This window comes from Actinomyces dentalis DSM 19115, from assembly GCF_000429225.1.
GTDB lineage: Bacteria > Actinomycetota > Actinomycetes > Actinomycetales > Actinomycetaceae > Actinomyces > Actinomyces dentalis.
The window spans coordinates 65,378-89,074 of the sequence record NZ_KE386864.1; the positions used below are offsets into that span (position 1 = coordinate 65,378).

At 74.6% G+C, this 23,697-nt stretch carries 18 protein-coding genes and 1 tRNA gene; 7 read left to right on the forward strand and 12 right to left on the reverse strand.

What is annotated here, in order from left to right:
• Window positions 1-311 precede the first annotated feature (311 nt).
• Window positions 312-668 (forward strand): hypothetical protein, encoded by a 357-nt coding sequence (locus G446_RS0113640; RefSeq protein ID WP_156916699.1) that lies wholly within the window; start codon window positions 312-314, stop codon window positions 666-668.
• A gap of 32 nt (window positions 669-700) precedes the next feature.
• Here the strand turns inward: G446_RS0113640 and G446_RS0113645 are convergent, their stop codons facing one another.
• Window positions 701-1,627: a tellurium resistance protein TerC gene (locus G446_RS0113645; protein WP_245574723.1), complete on the reverse strand. Its 927-nt coding sequence runs from the start codon at window positions 1,625-1,627 to the stop codon at window positions 701-703.
• An 85-nt stretch (window positions 1,628-1,712) separates the two neighbouring features.
• On the opposite strand from G446_RS0113645, the gene G446_RS0113650 reads away from it, so the two are divergent.
• Entirely contained in the window at window positions 1,713-2,384 is a 672-nt protein-coding gene (locus G446_RS0113650) for a response regulator transcription factor (protein ID WP_026410544.1), read from the forward strand.
• 143 nt (window positions 2,385-2,527) lie between these two features.
• On the opposite strand, the gene G446_RS0113655 is transcribed toward G446_RS0113650, so the two are convergent.
• The 3 genes from G446_RS0113655 to G446_RS0113665 all read right to left on the reverse strand — a co-directional run bounded on the left by G446_RS0113655 (window position 2,528) and on the right by G446_RS0113665 (window position 7,202).
• Window positions 2,528-3,541 (reverse strand): NUDIX hydrolase, encoded by a 1,014-nt coding sequence (locus G446_RS0113655; protein WP_026410545.1) that lies wholly within the window; start codon window positions 3,539-3,541, stop codon window positions 2,528-2,530.
• A 97-nt stretch (window positions 3,542-3,638) separates the two neighbouring features.
• Window positions 3,639-6,449, reverse strand: coding sequence for an RNA degradosome polyphosphate kinase (locus G446_RS18150; protein WP_051286026.1), 2,811 nt, complete (start codon window positions 6,447-6,449; stop codon window positions 3,639-3,641).
• Between the two features lie 84 nt (window positions 6,450-6,533).
• Window positions 6,534-7,202, reverse strand: coding sequence for a hypothetical protein (locus G446_RS0113665; RefSeq protein WP_026410546.1), 669 nt, complete (start codon window positions 7,200-7,202; stop codon window positions 6,534-6,536).
• Between the two features lie 306 nt (window positions 7,203-7,508).
• On the opposite strand from G446_RS0113665, the gene G446_RS0113670 reads away from it, so the two are divergent.
• The 5 genes from G446_RS0113670 (at window position 7,509) to G446_RS0113700 (ending at window position 12,412) form a co-directional block, all read left to right on the forward strand.
• Window positions 7,509-8,381 carry a CAP domain-containing protein gene (locus G446_RS0113670; protein WP_026410547.1) on the forward strand — a complete coding sequence of 291 codons (873 nt, stop codon included), beginning with the start codon at window positions 7,509-7,511 and terminating at the stop codon, window positions 8,379-8,381.
• 208 nt (window positions 8,382-8,589) lie between these two features.
• A tRNA-Lys gene (locus tag G446_RS0113675) sits at window positions 8,590-8,663 on the forward strand.
• A gap of 196 nt (window positions 8,664-8,859) precedes the next feature.
• Window positions 8,860-9,456 carry a DUF2335 domain-containing protein gene (locus G446_RS20705; protein ID WP_211228315.1) on the forward strand — a complete coding sequence of 199 codons (597 nt, stop codon included), beginning with the start codon at window positions 8,860-8,862 and terminating at the stop codon, window positions 9,454-9,456.
• Window positions 9,457-10,350: 894 nt separating this feature from the next.
• Window positions 10,351-11,013: a GOLPH3/VPS74 family protein gene (locus G446_RS0113695; protein WP_026410548.1), complete on the forward strand. Its 663-nt coding sequence runs from the start codon at window positions 10,351-10,353 to the stop codon at window positions 11,011-11,013.
• 52 nt (window positions 11,014-11,065) lie between these two features.
• Window positions 11,066-12,412, forward strand: coding sequence for a DUF4921 family protein (locus tag G446_RS0113700; protein WP_026410549.1), 1,347 nt, complete (start codon window positions 11,066-11,068; stop codon window positions 12,410-12,412).
• A gap of 104 nt (window positions 12,413-12,516) precedes the next feature.
• Here the strand turns inward: G446_RS0113700 and G446_RS0113705 are convergent, their stop codons facing one another.
• The 8 genes from G446_RS0113705 to G446_RS18170 all read right to left on the reverse strand — a co-directional run bounded on the left by G446_RS0113705 (window position 12,517) and on the right by G446_RS18170 (window position 23,513).
• Window positions 12,517-13,380 carry a glutathione S-transferase family protein gene (locus G446_RS0113705; protein WP_026410550.1) on the reverse strand — a complete coding sequence of 288 codons (864 nt, stop codon included), beginning with the start codon at window positions 13,378-13,380 and terminating at the stop codon, window positions 12,517-12,519.
• Between the two features lie 157 nt (window positions 13,381-13,537).
• Window positions 13,538-15,427 (reverse strand): ATP-binding cassette domain-containing protein, encoded by a 1,890-nt coding sequence (locus G446_RS18160; RefSeq protein WP_084779260.1) that lies wholly within the window; start codon window positions 15,425-15,427, stop codon window positions 13,538-13,540.
• Window positions 15,424-17,100 carry an ABC transporter substrate-binding protein gene (locus G446_RS0113715; RefSeq protein WP_026410551.1) on the reverse strand — a complete coding sequence of 559 codons (1,677 nt, stop codon included), beginning with the start codon at window positions 17,098-17,100 and terminating at the stop codon, window positions 15,424-15,426. The genes G446_RS18160 and G446_RS0113715 overlap by 4 nt, the downstream gene beginning before the upstream one ends.
• A 117-nt stretch (window positions 17,101-17,217) precedes the next feature.
• A complete protein-coding gene (locus tag G446_RS0113720; RefSeq protein WP_026410552.1) occupies window positions 17,218-18,204 on the reverse strand; it encodes an ABC transporter permease in 987 nt (328 codons plus the stop codon).
• The gene (locus tag G446_RS0113725; protein ID WP_245574724.1) at window positions 18,201-19,073 is read right to left on the reverse strand and encodes an ABC transporter permease; all 873 of its coding nucleotides are present in this window, start codon (window positions 19,071-19,073) and stop codon (window positions 18,201-18,203) included. The genes G446_RS0113720 and G446_RS0113725 overlap by 4 nt, the downstream gene beginning before the upstream one ends.
• Window positions 19,074-19,481: 408 nt before the next feature.
• Complete coding sequence (locus tag G446_RS0113730) at window positions 19,482-22,502, reverse strand: hypothetical protein (protein WP_026410554.1); 3,021 nt, start codon at window positions 22,500-22,502, stop codon at window positions 19,482-19,484.
• 65 nt (window positions 22,503-22,567) lie between these two features.
• Entirely contained in the window at window positions 22,568-23,077 is a 510-nt protein-coding gene (locus G446_RS18165) for a type III secretion system chaperone family protein (protein ID WP_084779261.1), read from the reverse strand.
• Window position 23,078: 1 nt separating this feature from the next.
• Entirely contained in the window at window positions 23,079-23,513 is a 435-nt protein-coding gene (locus G446_RS18170; RefSeq protein ID WP_034470835.1) for a type III secretion system chaperone family protein, read from the reverse strand.
• Window positions 23,514-23,697 lie beyond the last annotated feature (184 nt).

Here is a 23,697-nt window from a genome sequence, read left to right on the forward strand (position 1 = left end):
CCGCCGGCGCAGACGAGCGCGCGTCCCGGAGTCGAATTCTGGCGCTCTGGGAGGATCGTTCCGTTCCGCACCCGACGGCCACGGCGCGAAAACCGCGGAATCATGCGGAAACCTCCGGGCGCGTTCAACGGGGCGGCGCGAACGATCCTCCCAGAGCGCCATTTTCTGCGCCCCGCTCCCCGAGGACCATCCGGAGCCCTCCCGACCAGTCCCTCCGGAGGCGCTCGAGGGCGCCGCGGCACGGCCGACCGGGCGGCCGCTGCCAGGCTCTGTTCAGACACCTATAGTCGCCGGCAGTGAGGTCCTCTTCCATGACAGTCCCGGCACTCCGCCGCCCGCTGGCCCGAGCGCTGGCGGCGACCGCCGCGCCCATGGCGCTGTACGGGGCGTGGGTCGCCCTCGTCTACGACGGGATCATCCCCGTCCTGGTCCCCTTCGCGCTGGCGAGCATTATCGGCGCTGCGCTGGCCATTGCGGGAGCGGTCGGGCGCAGCGACGTTCTTCTGGGCGCAGGCCTTCTTCTCCAGATCGCGTGCCCCGCCGGATTCGCCTGGATCGCTGCCGCCGTCGAGGCTGTGGCCGGAGCAATCCTCCTCGGGCGCGCCCTCGTCGGGCGCGCCCTGGCCTCCTCGCGGACTGGCGGCGCGGACTGGGACGGGTCGGGGTGACGACTGCCCAGACGGCTGCCCACGGGCCCGGCTCAGCTGGCGATGAAGCCGCCCAGGAGGCGGGCGATCGCGTACACGGGGCCGCCCACGGCCAGCACCGGCACGATCGCGCTGGCCACCGCCGCCCTGCCCCCGGGCACCCAGCGGTGGGTCCACAGCACCCGGTTCGCCGTCGCCATGAGGATCCCGGCGACGAAGCCGACCACCAGGCACGCCACCGCGGACTGCAGGGCGGCGCGGATCCCCACGTGCGCCGGCCCGAAGAACCCCACCGCCGCCAGGCTCCCGCCCGCCGCCCCGGCCACGAGCGCCGGCACGACGACGGTGAGCAGCTCCAGGACGGGGGCGCGCACCCGCAGGGTCGTGAGCACGGCGCCGACGAACAGCGCCAGGGCGCAGGGCACGATGACGGCGGGGGCGGCCATGCCGGGCTCCAGGGCGCACCAGCCGGTGCCGCACACGACGACGAGGTTGCCGGCCACCGTCGACGACAGGTCCTCCACCAGGCCGTCCCGCCCGCCGCGCCGCAGCATCTGGGAGACGAAGGCCGCCAGGACGCTCAGCGCCATGACCACTCCGGCGCTGCCGAAGTCGTCGCGCAGCGCCACCGTCAGCGCCGCCGCCACCCCGGTGAGGGTGATGACGCCGGTGGCCAGCGGGTCGTGCTCGGAGCGCACGAGCGCGGGCCAGCCCTGGGCCGCCAGCGGGACGAGGATGACGACGATCGCCAGGCGCGCCCAGACGGGCAGGACGGCGGTCATGGCCAGGAGCACCGGCACGACGCCGGCGACCGCCAGGCGCGTCCAGGCGGGATCGGCCAGGCCGGGCTCGACCGGCCTGGGGGCCCCGTGGCGCGTCCCGAAGGCGCCCGCCCGGTCGTCCGGGCGGGGCCGGTCGGCGGGGTCGGGTCCGGCGGGGGCCTGGCTGCTCGGGCTCTCCGGGGTGATCACGGTGCGCATCGTCCCATATCTGAAACCTTCGATGTGGAACACTGACCGGTGACCTTGGCACAGCCGCGGACACCGGGCGGGAAGGAGGGCTCTGGTGCGCATCATGATGCTCACCCGCGCCGACGACGCCGCCGACGTCCTGCCCTCCGCGTCCTTCCTCGACGGCCACGTCGAGTGCCTGGCCCCGGTGCCCTCCTCCTACGGGGAGCTGGGCGCCGCCGACGCCGTCCTCCTCGACGCCCGCGGCGACCTCAGGCGGGCCCGGGCCCTGTGCCAGCTGCTGTCGGGCCCCATGGACTGCCCGCCGATCCTGCTGGTGCTGGAGGAGGGCGGGGCCGCCGTCGTCCAGAGCGACTGGGGGGCCTCGGACTTCGTCCTGGCGGACGCCGCCCCGGCCGAACTGTCCGCGCGGCTGCGCCTGCTGCGCCCGCGCCGCGTCGAGGAGCGGGTCGCCGACGAGGACCGCATCGAGGTCGGCGACCTCGTCATCGACACGACGGCGTACACGGCCCGCCTGCGCGGCGCCATCCTCGACCTGACCTACAAGGAGTTCGAGCTCCTCAAGTACCTGGCCGCCAACCGGGGCCGGGTCCTGACCCGCGAGACCCTCCTCCACGAGGTCTGGGGGGAGGACTACATCGGCGGTTCGCGCACGGTGGACGTGCACATCCGGCGCCTGCGGGCCAAGCTCGGCACCGAGCACGACCACATCATCGGGACGGTGCGCAATGTCGGCTACCGCCTCGACGCCCCGGGGGACGAATAGGCCGACGGCGCCGGCTGCCTGTACGCTGACCCCCGACGCCGGGCCGCGACGGGCCCCGGGCTCCAACTCAAGCCGCCGCGAGCGGCATTCGCGCCGACTGGCGCTCTCCGGCCCGGCGTCCTCCCCCGCCCCGAGCGGGCGGGTCAGCGGCCCCCGGTCAGGGAGGGGCGCTGCTTCTCGATGGCGACGGCGCGGATCTTGCCGTGCGGGCGCCGCGCCATGTGGATGACCATGATCTCCCCCGTCTTGAGCCAGGGGTCCCGGTTGGGCACCGAGCGCAGCAGCTTGCCGGGGGCGTACTCGGCGACCACGTCCATGACCGCGGGCAGGACCGGCCGGTGCGTGCACAGCGCGACCGGCCCCTCGCGCATGCGCAGGGCCTTCTCGACAACCTTGCGGGTCGCCTTGGGGGCCTTGGCGTGGGCGTGCTCCGTGATCGCCGGCTCCAGCTCCAGGTTCAGCCCCGCGGCCCGGCAGTAGGGGGCCATGGTGTCGCAGCAGCGCCGCCACGGGCTGCTGATCGCCCGCCCCACGCCGTAGGCCGCCAGGATCGGCGCGAGGGCGCGGGCGCGGGCCCGCCCGTGGTCGCCGGTCAGCGGGCGCGTGGCCTCGTCCTGCTCGGCGGTGCGCTTCTTGGGCCGGTTCCACACCGAGCGCTTGACGGCGCGCGCGTGCCGCACGAGCACCAGGGTCCAGGTGTCGAGCTTGTCGTCCTCCCACAGGTCGACCAGGGAGCCCAGCAGGTCGCGGTCGATGGCGTGGTCGAGGCGCTTGCGGGCCTCCTTGACCCCCATCCACTGCACGCCGTCGATCTCCGAGCGCGAGGCCCGGGGGATGCGGCCGCGGGCCGCGAGCGCGGGCGAGCCCCGGTCCAACTCGCGCGCCGCCCAGTAGCGCACCTCCTTGCGGGTCCCGTCGCCGAGCCGGTACCTGACGGTCTCCAGCGGCTGCTCCAGGCGCACCTGGACGCCGGTCTCCTCGGCCACCTCGCGCACCGCGCAGGCGCACAGCGACTCGCCGCTCTCGAGTTTGCCCTTGGGGAAGGACCAGTCGTCGTAGCGCGGCCGGTGGACGAGCAGGACCTGGAGGTCCCCGCCCTTCTCCCGCCACACCAGCGCCCCGGCGGCGCGCACGATCCTCCTGCTGGATCCGGCCACGGCTCTCCGCCTCTCCTTCCCTTGATCCTGACGTCCGAATTGTCCGGCCCGATTCCCCCGGGGCCCGTTCCTCCCGGTCCGACGGCGCGGCGCGCCCTCAGTCCCGGCTCTTGACGCGGGCGCGGGCGCGGGCCATGAGGGTGGTCTGGATGTCCTCCAGGCGCTCGCCGTCGGGCCCGGTGACGTGGCGGACCCACGAGCCGTCGGGCTCCAGCCACCAGCTGGTGACGGCGTCGGAGGCGGCGTGGGTGACGAGCCAGGTGAGGCGCTCGATCATCTCCGGGTCGGTGATGCGCACGAGGGCCTCCACGCGCCGGTCGAGGTTGCGGTGCATGAGGTCGGCCGAGCCGATGTACAGGTCGGTGTCGCCGTCGTTGCAGAAGGCGTAGATGCGCGAGTGCTCCAGGAAGCGGCCCAGGATGGAGCGCACCCGGATGTTGTCGCTCAGTCCGGGCACGCCCGCCCGGATGCCGCAGATGCCGCGCACGACGACATCGACGTCGACGCCGGCCCGGCTGGCCCGGTAGAGGGCGTCGATGCAGGCCTCGTCGATGATGGAGTTGACCTTGATGCGGATCCAGGCGGGCCGGCCGGCGCGCTTGTGCTCGATCTCCCGCTCGATGCGCTCGATGAGGCCGTCGCGCACGGTGCGCGGGGCCACGAGCAGGCGGCGGAAGCGGGCGCGCGGGGCGTAGCCGGACAGGAGGTTGAACAGGGTGGTCATGTCCTGGGCGACGTCGCGGTCGGTGGTGAGCAGGCCCAGGTCCTCGTAGCCGCGGGCGGTCTTGGGGTGGTAGTTGCCGGTGCCCACGTGGCAGTAGCGGCGCAGCCCGTCGGACTCCTGGCGCACCACGAGCAGGAGCTTGCAGTGGGTCTTGAGCCCCACCATCCCGTAGACGACGTGGACGCCGGCGCGCTCGAGCTTGCGGGCCCAGCCGATGTTGTTCTCCTCGTCGAAGCGGGCCTTGATCTCCACGATGGCCACGACCTGCTTGCCGGACTCGGCGGCCTCGATGAGGGCGTCGACGATGGGGGAGTCGCCGGAGGTGCGGTACAGGGTCTGCTTGATGGCCAGGACCTTGGGGTCGGCGGCGGCCTGGGAGACGAATTCCTGCACGGAGGTGGAGAAGGAGTCGTAGGGGTGGTGCAGGAGGACCTCGTGGGTGCGCATGGCGGCGAAGATGTCGCGCGGGGTCGAGGACTCGCCCTCGCCCAGGCCCGCGGCCGTCACGGGCACGAAGCGCGGGTACTTCAGGGCCGGCACGTCCAGGTCGTGGACGATGTTGAGGAACTTCAGGTCCAGGGGGGCGGGCAGGGAGAAGACGTCCTCGTCGCCCAGGCCCAGGGCGCGCACGAGGTAGCGGCGCATGAAGGGGCTGATGGTGTCCTCGACCTCCAGGCGCACGCAGTCGCCGAAGCGGCGCTTCTCGAGCTCCTTCTCCATGGCGGTCAGCAGGTTCTCGGCGTCGTCCTCCTCGACCTCCAGGTTCTCGTTGCGGGTGACCCGGAACAGGTGGTGCTCCAGGATGTCCATGCCGGGGAAGAGGTGGTCGAGGTGGCGGGCGATGACCTTCTCCAGGGGGATGAGGGCGGTGCCGGCGGCCTTGTCCGAGGCCTTGAGCTCGCGGCCGGGGACGGTGACCAGGCGCGGCAGCGACGCCGGGACCTTGAGCCGGGCAAAGTGCTCCTTGCCGGAGCGGGGGTTGCGCAGCAGCACGGCGAGGTTGAGGGACAGGCCCGAGATGTAGGGGAAGGGGTGGGAGGGGTCGACGGCCAGCGGGGTGAGCACCGGGTAGATCTGGTGGCGGAAGTAGCGGGTGAGCCGCTCGGTCTGGGTCTCGTCGAGGTCCTCCCAGTCGACGACCTCGATGTTGTGCTCGGCCAGGCGGGGGCGGATGTCCTCCTGCCACAGGGCGGCCTGGCGGGCCGTGAGCTCCTTGGCGCGGCGGGTGATCTCGGCGACGACCTGGTGGGCGTCGAGCCCGGAGGCGCGCACGGGGGTGATGCCGGCCTTGATGCGGCGCATGAGCCCGGCCACGCGCACCATGTAGAACTCGTCGAGGTTGGAGGAGAAGATCGCCAGGAACCAGGCCCGCTCCAGCAGGGGCAGGTCCCGGTCCTCGGCCTGCTCCAGGACGCGCTCGTTGAAGTCCATCCAGGTCAGCTCGCGGTCGGTGAAGCGGTCGGCGAAGCCGTCCAGGGGCGCCAGGCCCGCCTCGGGGTCGTCGCGCCGGGCGTCCTCGTCGCGCCGGGCGTGCCGGGCGCGCCGGGAGTCCGGCGCGGAGGCGGGGGCGGACGGCGCCGGTGACGGCGCGGGGGCGGGCGGCGACGCCGGTCCCGACGCCCCCGGCGCGGGGGGCGCGGGCTCCGCCGCGGGGGCGGGGCTGGGCACGGGCACGGGCGCGGGGGCTGCGGGCCGCCCGGGGGCCTCGGGGTCGGGGCCCTCCGCCTCGTCGAAGTCCTCGTCCTCGTACTGGGGGCCGGCGTCGTCGGCGAAGTCGCGCGGGTCGGCGGTGGCGAAGACGTGCTCCTCGACGTCGTCCTCGTCGTCCTCGATGTCCTCGGCCGCGGCCTCGGGCGCCGACATGGGCACGGGCCCCGCCCCGCCCAGGCCCCCGACCGGGCCCGCGCCGGCCGGATCCGGGGCGGCCGGCTCCACCGCGCCGCCGTCCGGCCCCGCGCCGTCCGGCTCCGCGGCCTCCGGGGCCCGCGCGCCGTCCGGGCCCGCGCCATCGCCCCCGCCGGGCGCGCCGGGAGCGGCGGGCGCGGCGGGCCGCTGCGCGTCCGGGTGCCGGGCGGTCTGGGCCCGGGTCCACCCGCCCAGGAGGCGCGAGAGCGTCGTCGCGGTGGATGCGGGGCCCTGCGCATCGTCGCGGGCGGGGGCGTTCTGGGCGTCGGGAGTCGTCATAGGGGTCATCGTCCCACGCCGGGGCGGTCGGCGGGAGCCCCCGGACGGACCCGGGGCGCCGTCGGGCCCGGTTCAGCCCAGGGCTCAGTCCAGGGCGAGGGCGGCGGCGCGCCGGGCGGCCTCGTCGAGTTCGTCGGCGGTGGCCGGCAGCGCCCGCGGGCGGCGGGTGACGCGGTGGGCGAGCTCGTCGGCGTCCTCCTCGATCCACACGGGGTCGCTTCCGGCCGCCAGGGCCCGCAGGAAGTCGGCGGTGGCGGCCAGCAGCGGGGCGAGGCCGGGCGCGCCCGTCTCCTCGGCGCCGTCGAGCACGCGGTCGAGGTCGGCGCGCACCTGCTCGGGGGCGGGGGCCGGCCTGGCCTCGACCAGGGCGGCCTCCAGGCGGGCGAGGGCCTCGGGGCCGGCCCCGGTCAGGTCGACGACGACGGCGTAGCGGCGCGCGATGAGCGCGGGGTCGCGGCGCAGCCACTCGCGCACGAGGAACAGCCGCCACAGGGCGCCGGGCAGGGTGGTGGCGGGCGAGTCGGCCCACAGCTCGGCGACCGCATCCACCCCGTGGGCGGCGACCACGGCGACGACGCCCTCGCGGGTGATGGGCTCGATCTCGCGCGCGCCGTCCGGCTCCGGGAAGCCGCCGACGAGCGCCTGGGCGGTGCGGTGGGCGAGCTCGGAGGCGACGGCGGGATCCTCGCCGCCCTCGATGGCCTCGGCGACCTCGGGGTCGAGGCGGGCGGGGCGGTGGAACTGGCGGGTCATGGGCGCTCCTCTCCTGGCCGGGGCCGGGCGGCGGGGCCGCGAGCGCCCCCGGACGGGGGTCATTGTGGCGCACGACGGCGCACCGGTGCCACGGCCCGGCGGCGGGGCGGGGCGGGTGAGGCATTTAGCACCGGAGCGGAGGTTCCGGACACTCCGCCGTCGCAATCGTTGCCGAATCGTGATCTTTCTGCCTAGGGTGGCCGTGACCGGCCGGGGACCGCGAGTCCCGCACGGCCGTCCGGCGCACCGCGGCAGGCGGATGACGCGCCGATCCAGCGACACCGATACTCAAGGAGAACCCTGCTCATGAGCACGGCCCACGTCCTCACCACCACTCGTCGCGGCGCCCTCGGGCTCGGCGCCGGCCTCACGGCGCTGGGCGGCGCCCTCGCCGTGGCGGGCCCGGTCCTCGCCGCCCCGACGGCGGCCGCCTCCACCAGACTGGACACCGGGGTCGGCCTCGGCTCGGGCTCGGTCGGCACCCAGTCGGTCGTTCTCGATCAACCGGCCGTCCGCCAGGCGAGCCTCGACGCCGTGCGCGCGCTGAGGCGCCGGATGTGGGGCAAGAATCCCCCGCTGCTGAGCCTGGACGGCGCGCGCGGCGGCACCGTGCAGTCCTACGCGGCGCAGGAGGGCTACGCCACCGTCGACGCCTACGCCGACGCCGTCGTCTGGGACCAGGACCTGGAGCGGATCTCCGTGCAGCGCCTGGCCGAGTGCATCGACATGGGCAAGATCCAGCACAGCCGCCCCAACGGCGAGGCCTCGAGCACCGCGACGATAGGTGACATCACCACCGGCACCTACGAGATCCTGGCGATGACCTCGGACACGAGCGCCGGCATCACCACCGGCATCGACATGTGGGCGGGCGAGTACGACCAGCTCGTGGCCGAGGGCGGCGCCTGGTCCCACGCGACCGGGCACCTGCACACGCTGCTCAACCCGTCCGTCACCCACTACGGCTTCGCGGCCTCCTCCGGCTACTCGGTGGGCCAGGGCCTGTGGTCGCGGGGCGGCTCGGCCGACTCGACGGGCTGGTCGGGGACCTACGACATCACCCTGGCCGGCGGCACCGACGAGGCCCCCGCCGCCTCCGTGCAGACCGACCGGCCGGCCTCGTCCGGATCCGGATCCTCGAGCGGCTTCCAGCAGATCATCCGGTCCTTCTGGCGCTGAGGCCCCGGGCGCGCCGTCGCCCGCCGCGCGATCGAGTCCCGAACCCGATCGCGCGGCGGGCGACGGCGCACGAGGAGCAGATCGCGATGGCGGGCCGGGCGCCCGGGCCCGATCGGGCCGCGGCGCGCGAACGCGGGAGCGCGGGGAGCCGCGGTTCGCGACTATGCTGGTTCGCGCCGTCGGCAAGCGAGACCCGCACCGGTGGCAGGCCCCCTTAGCTCAGTAGGTCAGAGCTGCGGACTTTTAATCCGAAGGTCGTGGGTTCGAGCCCCACAGGGGGTACTGGTGAAAAGCCGTGATCCCGCAGGGCGCCGCGACGACGGCCGCCAAGACCCATCGCGCCCCGACCACCCGGACCCGGCCCTCGGCGCCGTCATGAGAGCCATCGGATGACATTAATGGTGACTCATGTCACTGATATGTGAGTCTCATGGAGAATTCACCCCCGCGGCATCCCAACACATACAATGATGCTCCCATGAGCAGGCACGGGGAGGCGGACCATGACGACCATGGAGGCGATCCTGTCGGCGGCCGCCAGGGGAGCGCTACTGGCGCTGAACCCGACAGCCGGGAATTACAGACGACTGAGGACGCGGCCGAGCACGCGCGACAACACGGTTGGGAAGGCGTGGGAGGAGACCGGCAGGTCGATCCGCAGGGCGATGGATCAGGAGAACCGTCGCAGGAGATGACGGCCGTCATGCAGACCGCTGCGATGATCCGCTCCGCGCCGCTGCCCGCGCCGCACGAGTTCAAGGGGTACGAGGCGGTGCTCCCTGGAGCTGCTGACCGTATCTTGCGAATGGCGGAGAAGGACCAGGACTCCTTGATCGCGGCCAGAGCAGCGGACGTAGAGGACAGGCATACAGCCACGCGCGCCGAGGCGAGAGCGTTCGTGGCTGCCGCCTGGGCGGTGGCGTTCTTCCCGTGGATACTCGGAGTGCTGACGGTGGGGCTCCTGATCGCAGGTCGGCCCGTGGCCGCGTCGACGATGGGCATCGCGACGGCGCTCACGGCAGGCCCGCAGATCATCGTCGCAGCCCGATCAGGCGGATCGAAAGAGCGCAAGTAGGCGCGCATCTCGTGCGCACGAGAAGCATGAGAGGAAGGAATCGCCGAAGACCCCGTCGAAGGACCCGCGTCGGCGGCGCCCGGGGGCGCAGCTCCATCGCGACCCGCCCGCGCTCCCGGTCGCGGGTCGTCACGCGGGAGCGGGCACGGGCAGGCGCCTGACGATCTCGGCGAACCTGGCGTCGAAGGCGTCCTGATCCTCGTAGGGCAGCACGACGCCCACGTCCCGCACCTCATCGAGCACGACCGGATCCCACGCGCCCGGATCCTCGACGGCGAAGCGCCGCCCCGCCGAAACAGGGCGGGGCCAGCGGGGAGGCGGCGGTCGGGGCTGAACCAGTGGAGGTCGAACCCACCGCTGGAGCCCGAACCCGCGGATCCCCGGCCTCAACGAGCCTCGGGACATCACCGGCCGTGTCATGATGATCCCGCCTCCACGGCGCACCCCCGGATCAACACAGTACTGGCCTGCCGGGGAGCGCACCGAGAGGAGGTGGCCTCTGGGCATGTCGAAGAACCGGAAGCGCCGACGCCGCAGGGCGAGCGGGCCGAAGGGGATGACGAGCGAGCAGAGGGCCCAGATCTGGCGGACCGCGATCCGAACCGTTCCGCCGATGATCTGGGCCCTTGCGGCTCTGCTCAGCGTCCTGTTGGGGCGCTGAGATCAACATTCCCGGATGTCTCCGGGGAGTCGGGCGATGACAGTCGCTCGACTCCCCTTCATTATGCCACTCCCGCACCGACCCGCCCAAGCGGCCGGCGACTCCGCGGCGGGGCGCCGCCCGGCGCTCCGCCGGAGGGACCCGGGACCTCGGTCTGGCGGACGGGGCGGGGCGGAGGCCGTCTCATCCCCGCGCAGGAAGCCCGCGGCGGGCCCCCGCCCTACCCTGAAGTCATGCTGATCTGCGAAGAACTGTTCCTGCTGCTGACCAAGGACTCCGGCGCCTTCGAATCCTATGGCGGAAACGACCAGCTCGGGCTGCGCGGGGCCGTCCTGCTCGACCTGGTCCTGGCCGGCAGGCTCTCCCTGAGCCCCGACAAGCACCCGCGCCTGACCGTCCTCGACACCTCCCCCACCGGCCACGCCGCCCTCGACGAGGCCCTCGCCGTCCTGCCCGCCAAGAACGGCAAGAAGCTCTCCTCGCTCATCAACTGGGGCGGGCTCAAGCCCCGTGACGCCGTCGCCGCCCAGCTCCAGGGCGCCGGCGTCATCGAGCGCACCGGCGGGGGCCTGTTCGGCCTGGCCACCCGGTTCCCGACCCGGGACGCCGGCCCCGAGCGCGCCACCCGGGAGCGCCTGTACGCCGTCCTGCACGGCGAGCGCCCCGCGACCCACGCCGATATCGCCCTGCTGGGCATCCTCCAGGGCATGGGGCTGGCCGCCAAGGTCCTCACCCCGGCCCAGACGGGCCTGGGGCGCGGGGAGCTCAAGCGCGCCATCAAGGGACTGCGCGCGGCCGGCGGCCCCGAGGACGCCGTCGCCGGCACCGTCCGGAGCATCATCGCCGGCATCGACGCGGTGGTGCTGGCGACCATCACCGCCGTCGCCGCGCAGTAACCGGCGACCCGGCGGCCGAGCGCGGCGCCGCCGGACGCGCCACAATGGACCCATGCCGACACTTCTGCCCTACTCACCGAGCCCCGCGCCCCTGACCCGTCTGACCGATGGCACCGTCAAGCAGATCAACCCCTTCACCGGCACCGAGGTGTGGACGGTGCCCGGTCGCGGCAACCGCCCCATCTCCCACCCGGTGGCCGAGGTCCACCCGCTCACCGACGCCGAGCGCACCCGCGCCTGCGCCTTCTGCCCGGCCCACTACACCGAGACGCCGCCGGAGAAGAGCCGGGTGGTGGCCACGGAGTCGGGCGGCTTCGAGAGGATCGACGCCGTGTCCGCCTCCGAGCTGTTCGACACCGTCGCCGAGTTCCGCCGCATCCCCAACCTCTTCGAGATCCTCTCCTTCGACTACTGGCACGCCAACCACGGCTACGAGATCCCCGACGCCGCCCGCGAGCGCATGGAGGCCTACCTGGCCGACCCGGCCGGCGCCGCCCACGTCGCCCGCGTGGCCCGGAGCAAGCTGCGCGCCTCCGGGCAGGACCCCAACTCCTGGGAGTCGATGGATCCCCAGGCGCACCGGCGCTACCTGGCGGCCTTCTTCGCCAGCGGGCACGACGTCATCGTGGGGCGCCGCCACTTCACCGACGACGCCACGGACTCCTCGTCCCTGGCCGGGGCGGGCACGCTGACGCCGGCCGAGCACCGGGCCTACATGCGCCTGGCGGTCGAGTCGGCCCAGTCCCTGTACGAGGCGAACCGGTGGGTGCGCTACGTGGCCGTCTTCCAGAACTGGCTGCGGCCGGCGGGCGCCTCCTTCGACCACCTGCACAAGCAGCTGGTGGGCATCGACGAGCGGGGGGTGACCTCCGAGCTGGAGCTCCAGCGGGTGCGGGCCAACCCGAACCTGTACAACGAGATGGGCGTGGACTACGCCGCCTACAACGGCCTGCTGGTGGCCTCCAACGAGCACGCGGTGGCCTTCGCCGGGTTCGGCCACCGCTACCCGACGCTGGAGGTGTACTCGACGTCGGCCGTCTGCGAGCCGTGGCTCATGAGCCGCGAGGAGGTCGACGCCGTGTCCGACGTCGTGCACGCGCTGCACGCGGCCACGGGCGCGGACGTGCCCAGCAACGAGGAGTGGCACCACAAGCCGATCGACGTCGACCAGCCGATGCCGTGGCACATCACCCTCAAGTGGCGGGTCTCCACCCTGGCGGGTTTCGAGGGCGGCACGAAGATCTACCTCAACACCATCGACCCGTGGACCCTGCACGACCGGGTGGTCGGGCGCCTGGAGGACCTGCGGGCCGATCGCCTCATCGCGCCGATGTCCGTGGGCGAGGAGTGCCCGACGACGCCGAACCGGCTCATGTACAACCCCGTGCTGTGGCGGTGAGGCCCGCGCCCGGGGCCGGCCGGGGGCGCTGGGCCCGCGCCCGGGGCGGCCGGCTCCGCCGTCGGGCCCGGTGAGCCGGGCGCCCGGCCCCGCGGTCCCCGGCCCTACAGCCCCAGGGCGCTGCGCTCCTCGGGGCCGACCCAGCCGCTGCGGGCCTCCAGCGCCCGGAACCACCGGGCCAGCGCCGGCCAGAAGGCGATCGACGGCGCCTCCCCGCCCGGATAGTAGCTGCGTCCGCCGTACTCGTAGGCCTGGACGGTGGTGAACAGCCGGATGTCGCTGCCGGTGGGCGCGGCCCCGCACAGGAACTGCTCCACGGAGACGACGGCGGACAGCGGCGGGACGGCCTGCACCGTGAGGGCCGCCTCGCGCGAGGCCTCCATGCGGGTGGCGCGCGCCAGCAGGGTGTCGATGACGTCGAAGGCGATCAGGACCGTGTTGGCGGCCTCGGAGGCCCTGTCCTCGTTCTTGGTGTGGGTGGCGGTCCCGTGGGGGCCGTTGACGTGCGCCGTCAGCCAGGCGTCCCAGGCGTCGGTGGAGTTGCGCCGGTTGAGCGGGTAGAGGTCGGGGGCGCCCTCGCGGTGCAGCGGCCGCCAGGCGGTGGCCAGGTCGAAGAGCATGCCGCCGGAGTCGTCGGAGACGACCTGCCCGCTCGTCATGTCCACGAGGGCCGGCACCGTCGGCGGCGGCTCGTAGCCGGGGGTCCGCTCGTAGACCTCGGCCAGGGAGCCGACCCCGAGGGCGGGGTCCACGCCGGGCTCGCCGCCGCCGTCGGTCAGCTCCCAGAAGCCGTCGGCGCCGCGCCCGTAGCTCCAGGACACGGGGATCGCCTCGGTCAGCCCGAGCAGGCGCCGGGCGATGAGGACGCGGCGGCACCATGGGCACGATCCCGAGGCGATGAGCCGGTAGCGGCCGGCCTCGACGGGCAGATCGTCGTCGGTGAAGCGGTGCGAGACGGGGATGGACATGAGGGGCCTCCCGGCGGGGTCGAGATCGGACGCGGGGCGTGGCACCCATAGTGGCCCCTCGGCGCAGCCACCGTCAGGCCCTTCACCCGAGGCGAACCGGGCCCGGTCCGGGCCGAGCGGGCGCCCCGGGCGGGCGCCGCCCGCATCCCGCCGGGGGTCAGACGGCGGTCCCCGCGGCGACGGCCCCGAGGGCCCGGCGCCGTCGCCGCCGGGCCGCCTGCACGGCCGGGTCGGGCACGGGCACGGCCGCGACCAGGCGCCGGGTGTAGTCCTCGCGCGGGCGGGCGAGCACCTGCTCGGTGGGCCCGGACTCCACGACCCGCCCCCGGTGGAGCACCGCCGTGCGCGCGGCGACGGCGTCGACCACCGCCAGGTCGTGGGAGACGAACAGGCAGGCGAAGCCCAGTTCGGCCTGGAGGGAGCGCAGCAGGTCCAGGACCACCGCCTGCACGGACACGTCCAGGGCGCTGGTGGGCTCATCGGCGATGATCAGGCGCGGGTCCAGCGCGAGGGCGCGGGCGATGGCCACGCGCTGGCGCTGCCCGCCGCTCATCTCGTGGGGGTAGCGGTCGGCCATGACGGTCGGCAGGCGCACCGCCTCCAGCAGCTCGGCCACCCGCGCCCGGCGCCGGGTGGGGCTGAAGCCGCCGTGGACGACCATGGGCTCGGCGATCGAGGCCCCCGCGGTGCGCCGCGGGTTGAGGGAGGAGGCCGGGTTCTGGTGGACGACGCCGGTGGCCCGCCGGGCCGGCAGCAGCGCGCGTCGTCGGGCCCGCGCGACCTCCACCCCGCACACGCGCACGCTGCCCGAGGCGACGGGCACCAGGCCCGTGAGCGTCCCGGCGATCGTGGACTTGCCCGAGCCGGACTCCCCCACCAGCCCCAGGACCTCGCCCGGGGCGATTCTCAGGGAGGCGTCGCGCACGGCGTGGACCGTGCGGCGCCCGCTGCGGTAGACGACGTTCAGGTCCCGGACCTCGACGACGGGCTCGCCGGCCGCGCCGCCCGGCGCCTCGGACTCGCGCACGACCGCGGCGAAGGGGTCCTCCTGGCGCAGGGGGTCCAGGCGCGGCACGGCGGCCAGCAGCTCGCGGGTGCAGGGGTGGGCGGGGCGGGCGAAGATCTCGCGGACCCCGCCGCGCTCGACGATGCGTCCGGCGCGCATGACGGCGACGTCGTCGGCCACGTCCGCGACCACCCCCATGTCATGGGTGATGAGCAGGACGGCCACGCCCGTGTCCGTCAAGGACCGCAGCAGGTCGAGGATTCCGGCCTGGACGGTGACGTCCAGGGCGGTGGTGGGCTCGTCGGCGATGAGGACGGGCGGGTCGCAGGCCATGGCCAGGGCGATGCAGACGCGCTGGAGCTGACCGCCGGAGAGCTGGTGGGGGTGGGAGCGGGCGATGCGCTCGAGCCCGTCGCCCTCCCCCAGGCCCGCGCGGGCCAGCAGCTCGCGCACGCGGGCGCGCAGGGCGGGGCGCGCAGGGCGGCGCGGGGCGTGGGCGCACACGGCCTCGCCGATCTGGGAGGCGATGGTCTCCAGCGGGTCCAGGGCCGTCGTCGGCTCCTGGAAGACGGTGCCCACCAGCCGCCCGCGCGCATCGTCCAGGACTGCCCGGGCGGCGCCCACGAGCTCGATCCCGTCCGGCCCGGCTCCGTCGCCCGAGGATCCCCGGCCGTCCGGCCCGGGGGCGAGCACCCGGACCGAACCGGTGACGACGGCGGTGTCGGGGAGCAGGCCCAGGGCGCCGAGCGCGGTGACGGACTTTCCCGAGCCGGACTCGCCCACCAGCGCCAGGACGCGGCCCGGCACCAGGTCGAGGTCGACGTCGGCGCTGGCGGGACCGGAGCCGCCCGCGAAGGACACCCCGAAGCCGCGCAGGCTCAGCGCCGCCCCGGCGGCGCCGGCGGCTCCGGTGTCGGTGGTGCCGGCGCCGGGAGCCCCGGTGCCGGCGGCGGCTCCGGCTCCGGCCTCGGCCGCCTCACCGGCTCCGGCGCCCGGTGCCGCGGGATCCTGCCCATCCGCGCCCCGAACGGGCCGGCTCATGAGGCGCTCACCCCGACCACCTGGTAGCTGGGGTAGGCGGGGTAGGACTCGACGAAGAACCCGGCCACGCCCGATCCGCGCAGGAAGGAGTTGCGCCGGTAGGCCAGCGGCACCGCGGGCGCGTCCTCGGCGATCCGGCGGTCCAGGGCCGCCCACTGGGCCCGGGCCGACTCCGCATCCAGGTCCGCCTGCGCCCGGTCGATGGCGGCGTCCACCTCCGCGTTGGAGTAGCGGGCGAAGTTGACGCCGCCGCCCCCGATCTCCGAGGAGGCGAACAGGGGCTGGATATTGGCGTTGGCCGAGGGGTAGTCCGGGTTCCACGAGCCGATGGCCAGGTCGTAGGTGGAGCCGTCGCCCTGGGTGGCGCGCTGGGTGAAGGCGTCCTCCTCAACCGGGTCGATGGTGATCTGAAGGCCCGCCTCCTTGAGGGACTGGCCCACCGCCTCTGCGACCGCCCTGTGGGCGGCGCCGTTGTCGGTGAGCAGCACGAGTCCCGGCACGCTCTTGCCGGCCAGCAGCGCCTCGGCCCCGGCGATATCGCGGGGGTAGAGGTCGTACTCCTGGCGGCCGGGCACGCCCGGGGTGATGTAGGTGGTGGCGGCCTGCGCCCCCAGCTCCCCGCCCAGGGCCGCCACGACGGCGTCCTTGTCCACCGCCCGCGCAATGGCCCTGCGCACATCGGGATCGCTCACGCGCTCGGTGTTGATGGCCAGGAAGACGAGCGGACCGCCCTCGGGGGTGGTGGCCAGGCGCTGCCCGGCGTCGGCGTTGGCCGTCACCTGGGCGAGCTGGGCGGCCGAGACGCGGTCCGCGCCGAAGGAGTTGCGGTCCGCGCCGGCGTCGGCGATGAGCCGCTGGGCGGAGGTGGACTCGTCCTGGCCCAGTGAGAAGACGACGGCGTCGGGCAGGGCCAGGCGCACGTCGTCGGTGTCCTTGGACCAGTGCGGGTTGCGCTCCAGGGTCACCGAGGAGCCCTGCTTGTAGTCGCCGACCAGGTACGGGCCGGAGGCCACGGGGGCGTGGGCGTAGGTGGAGGGGTCGTCGCCCTGGGGAACCGGGGAGAAGGCCGACTGGGCGACGATCCACGGCCAGTCGCCGAAGGGGCGGGCGAGGTGGAAGACGATGGTGGACTCGTCGGGCGTCTCGATGGAGTCGAGGCGGGCGCCGGAGTAGGGGCCCCGGTAGTCCGCGGCGCCGGCCAGGAGGGTCTTGTGGTAGGTCAGGCCGCCGGACAGGGACGGGTCGAAGGAGCGCTCGACGCCGTGCCTGACGTGGTCCGAGGTGATGGGGGTCCCGTCGGAGAGGGTCAGTCCGCCCTTGAGGGTGAAGGTCCAGCTCAGGCCGTCGCCGGACACGGTGCCGGTGTCCGTGGCCAGGTCGGGGACCAGCTCGACGGGCTCGCCCTGGGCGAGCCTCCAGGTGGTCAGGCGCCGGTGGACCAGGCCGAGGGAGGTCATGGGCATCGACTGGCTCTTGGCGGGATCCCAGTTGACGTCCGAGGCCGAGGTCAGGATCGTCAGGGTGCCCCCGGCGACGGCGCTCGCGGAGGAGCCCGACGACGAGCGGGAGTTGGCGCCGCAGGCGGCCAGGGTCAGTGCGCTCAGGGCGGCCATGCCGGTGCCTGCGAGGAATGCGCGGCGCGAGGCGGCGGGCGTGCGGTGGGTGTCGGACATGGGGCGTCCTTCCTGTGCTTCCTGTGATGGCGGGCCCGGGGCGGGCCGCCGGGTCCGGGTCCTGCGCCGGCGGCGCCGGACGAAGTGGGGCGGCGGTGTACCGGCCGCCCGGCCCGCCTAGATGCGGGGGTCGATGACGGCGGCCAGGGCGTCCGCCGCGAGGTTCGCGACGATGACGAAGGCGGCGGCCACGAGGGTCACCCCCATGACGACGGGGACGTCGGAGGTGCCGACGGCGTCCATGAGCAGGGCGCCCAGCCCCTGCATGGAGAAGACGCGCTCGGTGATGACCGCCCCGCCCAGCAGCCCGCCCAGGTCCAGGGCGAAGTAGGTGACCACCGGCAGGCAGATGTTGCGCATGACGTGGCGGCCGATGACCCGGCGCTCGGGCAGGCCGACGGCGCGGGCGGTGCGCACGTAGTCCTCGCCGAGGTTCTCCAGCATCTCCCCGCGCACCATGCGGGCGTAGACGGCGGCGGAGATGAGGGCCAGCGCGCACCAGGGCAGGACGAGGTGCCAGGCCCAGTCCAGGGGGCTGTCGGCGAAGGGGACGTAGCCGGACACCGGCACCATGTCGAGGGTGAAGCCGAACAGGAGGATCCCCAGCAGCCCCACCAGGTAGGCGGGGGCGGAGACCCCCAGGACCGTGCCGGTCATAATGACCCGGTCCAGGCGCGAGCCGCGCCTGAGGGCGGAGACGACGCCGGCGCCCACGCCGATGGCCAGCCACAGGACGGCGGCGCCCACGGCGAGCGAGGCGGTCACCGGCAGCCGGGTGGCGATGAGCTCGGTCACCGGCGTCGACAGGCGGAAGGAGTAGCCCAGGCAGGGGGCCGCGCAGACGATGGCGCCGGGGCCCTGGCCGAAGACGCGCCCGAGCGCGACGCCCCGCAGGTAGTGCCAGAACTGGGTGTACCAGGGCAGGTCGTAGCCCATGAAGGCGCGGGCGCGCTCGAGGCTCTCCGGGGTGCAGGGCTTGCCGCAGGCCATGGCGGCCGGGTCGGCGGGCCACAGGGAGAACACGGCGAAGGTGATGAAGGCGATGACGACCAGGGTCGCCAGGGTGCGGGCCAGCCTCAGACTCAGGAAGCGCAGGCGGTTCATCGCCTCTCACCGGTCCTGGGGTCGAGGGCGTCGCGCAGGCCGTCGCCGAAGAGGTTGAAGGCCAGGGTGACCAGGAACAGGGCGGCGCCGGGGAAGAGCAGGTACCAGGGGTCGGTGGAGACCCAGGTGATGGCCGAGCCGATGGACCGTCCCCACGACGGCGTCGGCGGGGGCACGCCCACCCCCAGGAAGGACAGGGCCGCCTCGGCGGTGATCCTGCCGGGGATGGAGATGGTGGTGAAGACGATGATGGTGGCCGCGAGATTGGGCAGGATCTGGGTGACCAGGACGTGGAGGCCGCCGGCCCCCATGGCGCGCGAGGCCCCCACGAAGGCCCGCCCGCGCAGCGCCAGGGTGCGGCTGCGCAGCACGCGGGCCGTCGAGGGCCAGCCGAGGGCCCCGATGATGAGGATCATGACGGCCGCTCGCGGGGCGGTGGCGGGGACGATGGCGGAGACGGCGATCATGAACACCAGGTGGGGGAAGCCGAGGGCGACGTCGGTCAGGCGCGAGACGACGGCGTCCCACCAGCCGCCGAGGTAGCCGGCGCTCAGCCCCAGGGCGATGGCGATGACCATGGACAGCGCGGCGGCCCCCACGCCTATGGAGAAGGAGGTGCGCGTCCCCTCCACGACGATGGCCAGCAGGTCGCGCCCCGTCTGCGGCTCGACGCCGAAGGGGTGGTCGGCGCCGATCCCGCCGAAGCCGCCCCGGGGCAGGCCGCTAGGGTCCAGGGCCTGGAGGTGGTAGGTGTAGGGGTCCACGCCCAGGGTCCGCGTGATGAGCGGGGCGGCGAGGGCGACGACGGCGGTGAGCACGACGACGACGGCCCCGACCACGGCGCCGCGGTCGGCGGACAGGCGGCGCACGACGCTGCGCCATCCGGTCGGGCGGCCGGGGGCCCGGTCCCCCTCGGCGGTCGGGCCGGCATCGGCCCGGCCAGCGGCGGCCCGGGGCGCGGGAATTGGCGATGTGCTGCGGGTACTGCGAAAGGACAGGGGCACGAGGGCACCTCACGGAGTCGGGTGAGCGCACGGCGCTCGGGCGAATGGGTCTGCGGGGCCGTCGTCAACGACAGCAGCGGCAGCGCATTCGCTTGGTCATCGGGACCCGAACCTCTCCGTGGACTGGAACGCCTCCAAGGGCGTCAATAACGGACAGTAGCAGCCGCCCCGCGGAGGCGCCCGGGCTCATCCGGGATGCGAGACGGGCGCGGAGCCGACCCATCCGGAGCGTCCGCTCGCCCGCGCACCCGCGCCGGCCTCACCGCGCCCGTTTCACCGCGCCGCGTCGAGCACGGCCTCCAGCTGGTCGAGCCTGGCCAGCATCGGGTGGCCCGCCCGGCGCCGGTGGCCCAGCAGCCGGCGCGCGCGGGCGATGGCGGCGCGCGCCGCCTGCGCGTCCCCCAGCTCCATGTGCACCACGACCGCCAGGACCAGGGGCCGAGCGGCGGCGGACCGGTCCCGCGCGGACATGCAGCCCTCATAGGCCCGCTCGCAGTGCTCCAGGGCCTGGGCGCACTCGCCGGCGCGCCACAGGACCCAGGCCATGTCGTTGTGCCAATCGCCCATCTCGAAGGCCGCCGAGTACTGGCGCGAGTCGGGCACCGTCTCGATGAGCTCGCGGGCGCGGGCCATGAGGGCGCGGGCCTCGTCCAGCCGCGTGCGGGCCAGCCGGGCGTCCCGCGCGTCGACGACGGCGCGCGCCGAACGGCGCAGGAGCCTGGAGCGGCGCACGCGGCCCGCCCGGCCGGCGTCGTCGACGAGCCGGGCCGCCCGTTCGAAGAGCTGGGCGGCCCGCGAGTTCTCGCCCAGCTCCTGGCAGGCCTCGGCGCCGCGCACGAGGCTCTCCAGGCCCGACTCGGTCCGCCCGCGCTCCAGGCGGGCCTCGGCCAGCTCCAGACAGGCGTCGCGCACCGCCGACTCCTCGCCGAGCCGGTCGAGGACGGCGATGAGGGTGCCGCGCAGCTCCTCGGCGATCGTGGCGGGCACCGGGAGGTCGAGCGCCGCCTCCAGGACCTCGGCGGCCTCCACGTCGCGCCCCAGGGAGCCGAGCGCGGCCGCCAGGGAGCCCAGGAGCGGGCCGGCCAGGGAGTCCATGCCGGCCGCCAGGAGGGCATCGAGCATCTGGCGGGTCTGGACCACCGCCTCCTCGACCTCGCCGACCCGCGTGGAGGCCCGGGCGAGCACGGTGCGGGCGTCGTCGGCCAGGACGAAGGGGCAGGGGTCGTGCCAGCGCAGGATCTTCTCGGCCTGCGTGCAGGCCCCGTACAGGTCCCCGCGCTCCAGGAGCATGAAGGCCCGGGCGGCGTCGAGCTGGTCGGACAGGGCGCCGTTGCGCGCATCGACCAGGTGCCCAATGCGGGGCGCGATCCGGCGGGCCAGTTCCAGGGCCTCGTCGGCGCCGTCGTGCTCGCGCAGCTCGGGCAGGATGCGCACCAGGGCCGTGGCGGCCTCGTAGGCGGACACCAGGGCGGCCTCGTCCCGCTCCCGCCCCTGCGGCCCCTCCGGCGCGGCCAGGAGCGGCTCGACGAGCCCGGTCAGGCGCCGGGCCAGCTCGCGGGCGCGCCCCGGCAGCGAGTCCCCGTCCGCGTCCCCGGGGGACGCCGGGCCGCCGCGCTCGCCGAGCCGGCGCCGCACCCGGATGACGGCCAGGTCCGCCCTGATGGCGTCCAGGGGCCGGGTCCCGGCATCGATGTGGGCGCGGATGTCGGCCGCCTCCTCGGCGGCGCGCTCGTGGTCCCAGCCGAGATCGGCCTGGACGAAGCGCAGGACGCGGGCCGCCTCCGCCAGCGCCGGGTCGACGCTCAGCGGGTCGGGCTCATAGCCCAGGCGCACGGCCCGGGCGACGAGCAGGCCGTGCTCCAGGCTCTGCCCGGGGCGGCGCAGGTCGGCGTCGAAGCGGACCAGGAGCTCGCGGACGCCGGCGGGGGCGGGGTCGGCGCGCAGGTCGACGGCGGGGCAGGGCTCGTCGTCCAGGCTCGTCCCGGTCCGGCCGGGCCCGGCGGCGACGGAGCCGGGGGCGCCGGCAGCGGCGGGGCCGGCGGCGGCATCGGGACCGGCGGCGCCGTCGAGCCCGGGGGGCCCGGGGGCGGCGGCGCTCAGGGCCTCGGGCAGTTCCTCGCCGGGCTCCATGAGCTCGACGCCGGCGGCGGCGAGGGCGCCGCGGGCGGCGACATCCTCGTCGCCGGTGAGCGGCTCGCGGTTCAGGCGCCGCTCCAGGCGGTCGGAGATGATCGCGTTGCCGTTGCGCCGGTCGTAGCGGGCGGCGACGGCGCGCGCCCAGCGCGCCGCCAGATCCCGGGCCTCGCGCAGGGGCGTGGAGGCGGGGATGCCGGGGCCCGGGCACCACACGGAGTCGGCGGGCACGGCGAAGCCCAGGGGCTCCTCCCCCCGCCCGGCGCGCACGGCCTCGCGCAGGACCAGGGCCGTGCCCAGGAGGAGGCCCATGAGGGTGCGGGCGGACCCGGCCCCGCCGATGCGATGGCCGAACTCGCGCAGGATCCTCAGTCCGCGGCCCGCCCGCCCGGACAGGGCCAGGTACTCCAGGTGGTCGGGCAGGCAGTCCAGGGCCCGGGCGTCGGTGCGCAGGCTCCGGCAGGAGCTCACGTGGGCCCGCCAGGCGGCGCGCGGACGGCCGGAGGCGAGCAGCGCGACGAGCACGGCGCCGCACAGCCGGTGGGGCCGGGCGGCGTCGTCGATATCGCCCCGAAGAGCCGGCACCGCGGCGGCGACCGCCGTCGACCAGTCCTCGTGCAGGCTCGCCCAGACCGCCAGAGGCATCGACTCGCAGTCCTCGCACTCGGAGGCGGAGTCGCGGGGGGCGTCGCGCCAGGCGGCCAGCTCGGCCCGCGCCTCCTCCTCCCGGCCCAGCATGCGGGCCACGTGGTGGCGGACGGCGTGAACGGCGCGCATGGAGCCGCCCCGGGCGCGGTGGAGCTCCTCCATGCCGGAGACGAGTTCGCGCAGCCGGGCGGCGGGCGTGCCCGGATCATCGGCGGCCACCGGCACGACCCGCGTGCATGTCAGGTCCGTGGCCCCCAGGCGGTCCGCGTCGAACAGGTCGGGGCGGGTCTCGTGGCGCGTCAGCACCCAGGCGAAGGGAGCCAGGGCCCTCCACTCCTCGTTCCCCCTGCGGTAGGCCTCGGACAACGCCAGGCGCGTGTCGATCGCCAGCCCCTCGTCCCCCAGGGCGTCCGCCCAGGCGACGGCCTCGGCCGTCAGCGAGGAGCGGATCGGCCCCCACGGGTAGGAGGAGATCAGGGCGAGGCGTTCAAGGATGTCGTCACGAGTGGTCACGATGCATATCCTTCCGGATTGCGGGCGTCCCGGCGCGCGGTGGGCGCGACGTGGAGCCGGGACTCTCACTCATCGCCGTCGTCGTCATCCTCGTCGTGGGTGCCGTCGTCGCCGCCGTCGGCACCGTCGGCGTCATCAATGCCCAGCGCCTCGGCGAGATCGTCGAAGCAGTCCTCGATGACTTCGAGGCAGGTGCCCAGGGCGTCGTCGAGCTGGTCGTCGTTGAGGCCCTGCGCGATGAACACGGGGATCTGGGCGGCCATCTGGTGGCCGTCGTCGTTGACGAAGGAGGCCAGGGTCGGCACCACCCGCGACCGGTTGAACTGGCTGAGCAGGCTGCGCACGCCGGCGGTCGTGGCCTCGTCGTCCGGCAGGTCCGTCCAGAAGCGGGCGTGGACCGCCATAATGTCGTCGAGGACCTCGATGACGTAGCCGTAGCGGCCGAAGCCGGCCGCGATGCCGGGGTTGTCCTCCGTCAGCTCGTAGGCGAAGCCGTTGGCGTCGAACCAGGCGGCGACGCGCTCGAGCGAGACCTCGGGCGTCCGACCGCCCGCAGGGTTGTTCCACCAGGCCATGTCAGTCCTCCTCCGACCAGGTGACGAGGTCCGGGAAGTCCTTCTCGACCGCGTCGTAGAAACTCAGGATTGTGGTGAAGGCGGAGTCCAGGAACCCGTCGAGCTGGGCGTCGCTCATGCCCTCCGTGGTGAAGGCGATCATATCGCCCCGGAGCCGGGCGACGCCGTCGGAGGTGAAGAAGGCGGCGTGCGGGGCGTAGGTGGAGCTGTTGTGCTCGTTGATGTAGTCCGCCAGGGCGGTCTCGGTCCCGGCGGCGAACTCGCCGCGCCAGGTGCTGAAGACGACGAGCAGGTCGTGGTCGAGGTCGACGATGTTGATCGAGCAGTTCCCGAAGCCGGTGAGGATGGAGCTGTCGGAGTCGAGCTCGTACTCCAACTCGTTGCTCGTCAGCCATGACTCCACCCGGGGGATCGTCACCTTGGGTTGTGCACTCATCGAGTCTCCTTCGCGTCGGGCCGGGATGCCCCGCCTGCCGGTCTCGAAGTGAGACTGCCAGGCGGTCCGGGGCGCCGTCCAGCCCGACGCCGCCCCCGGCGCGGGGAGCAGTGCCCGGGCGGGCGGGTGCGCCGGCGGGCGCCCGGGCCGGGGTCGGGGGCAATCGCGTCCGGGAGACAAGACT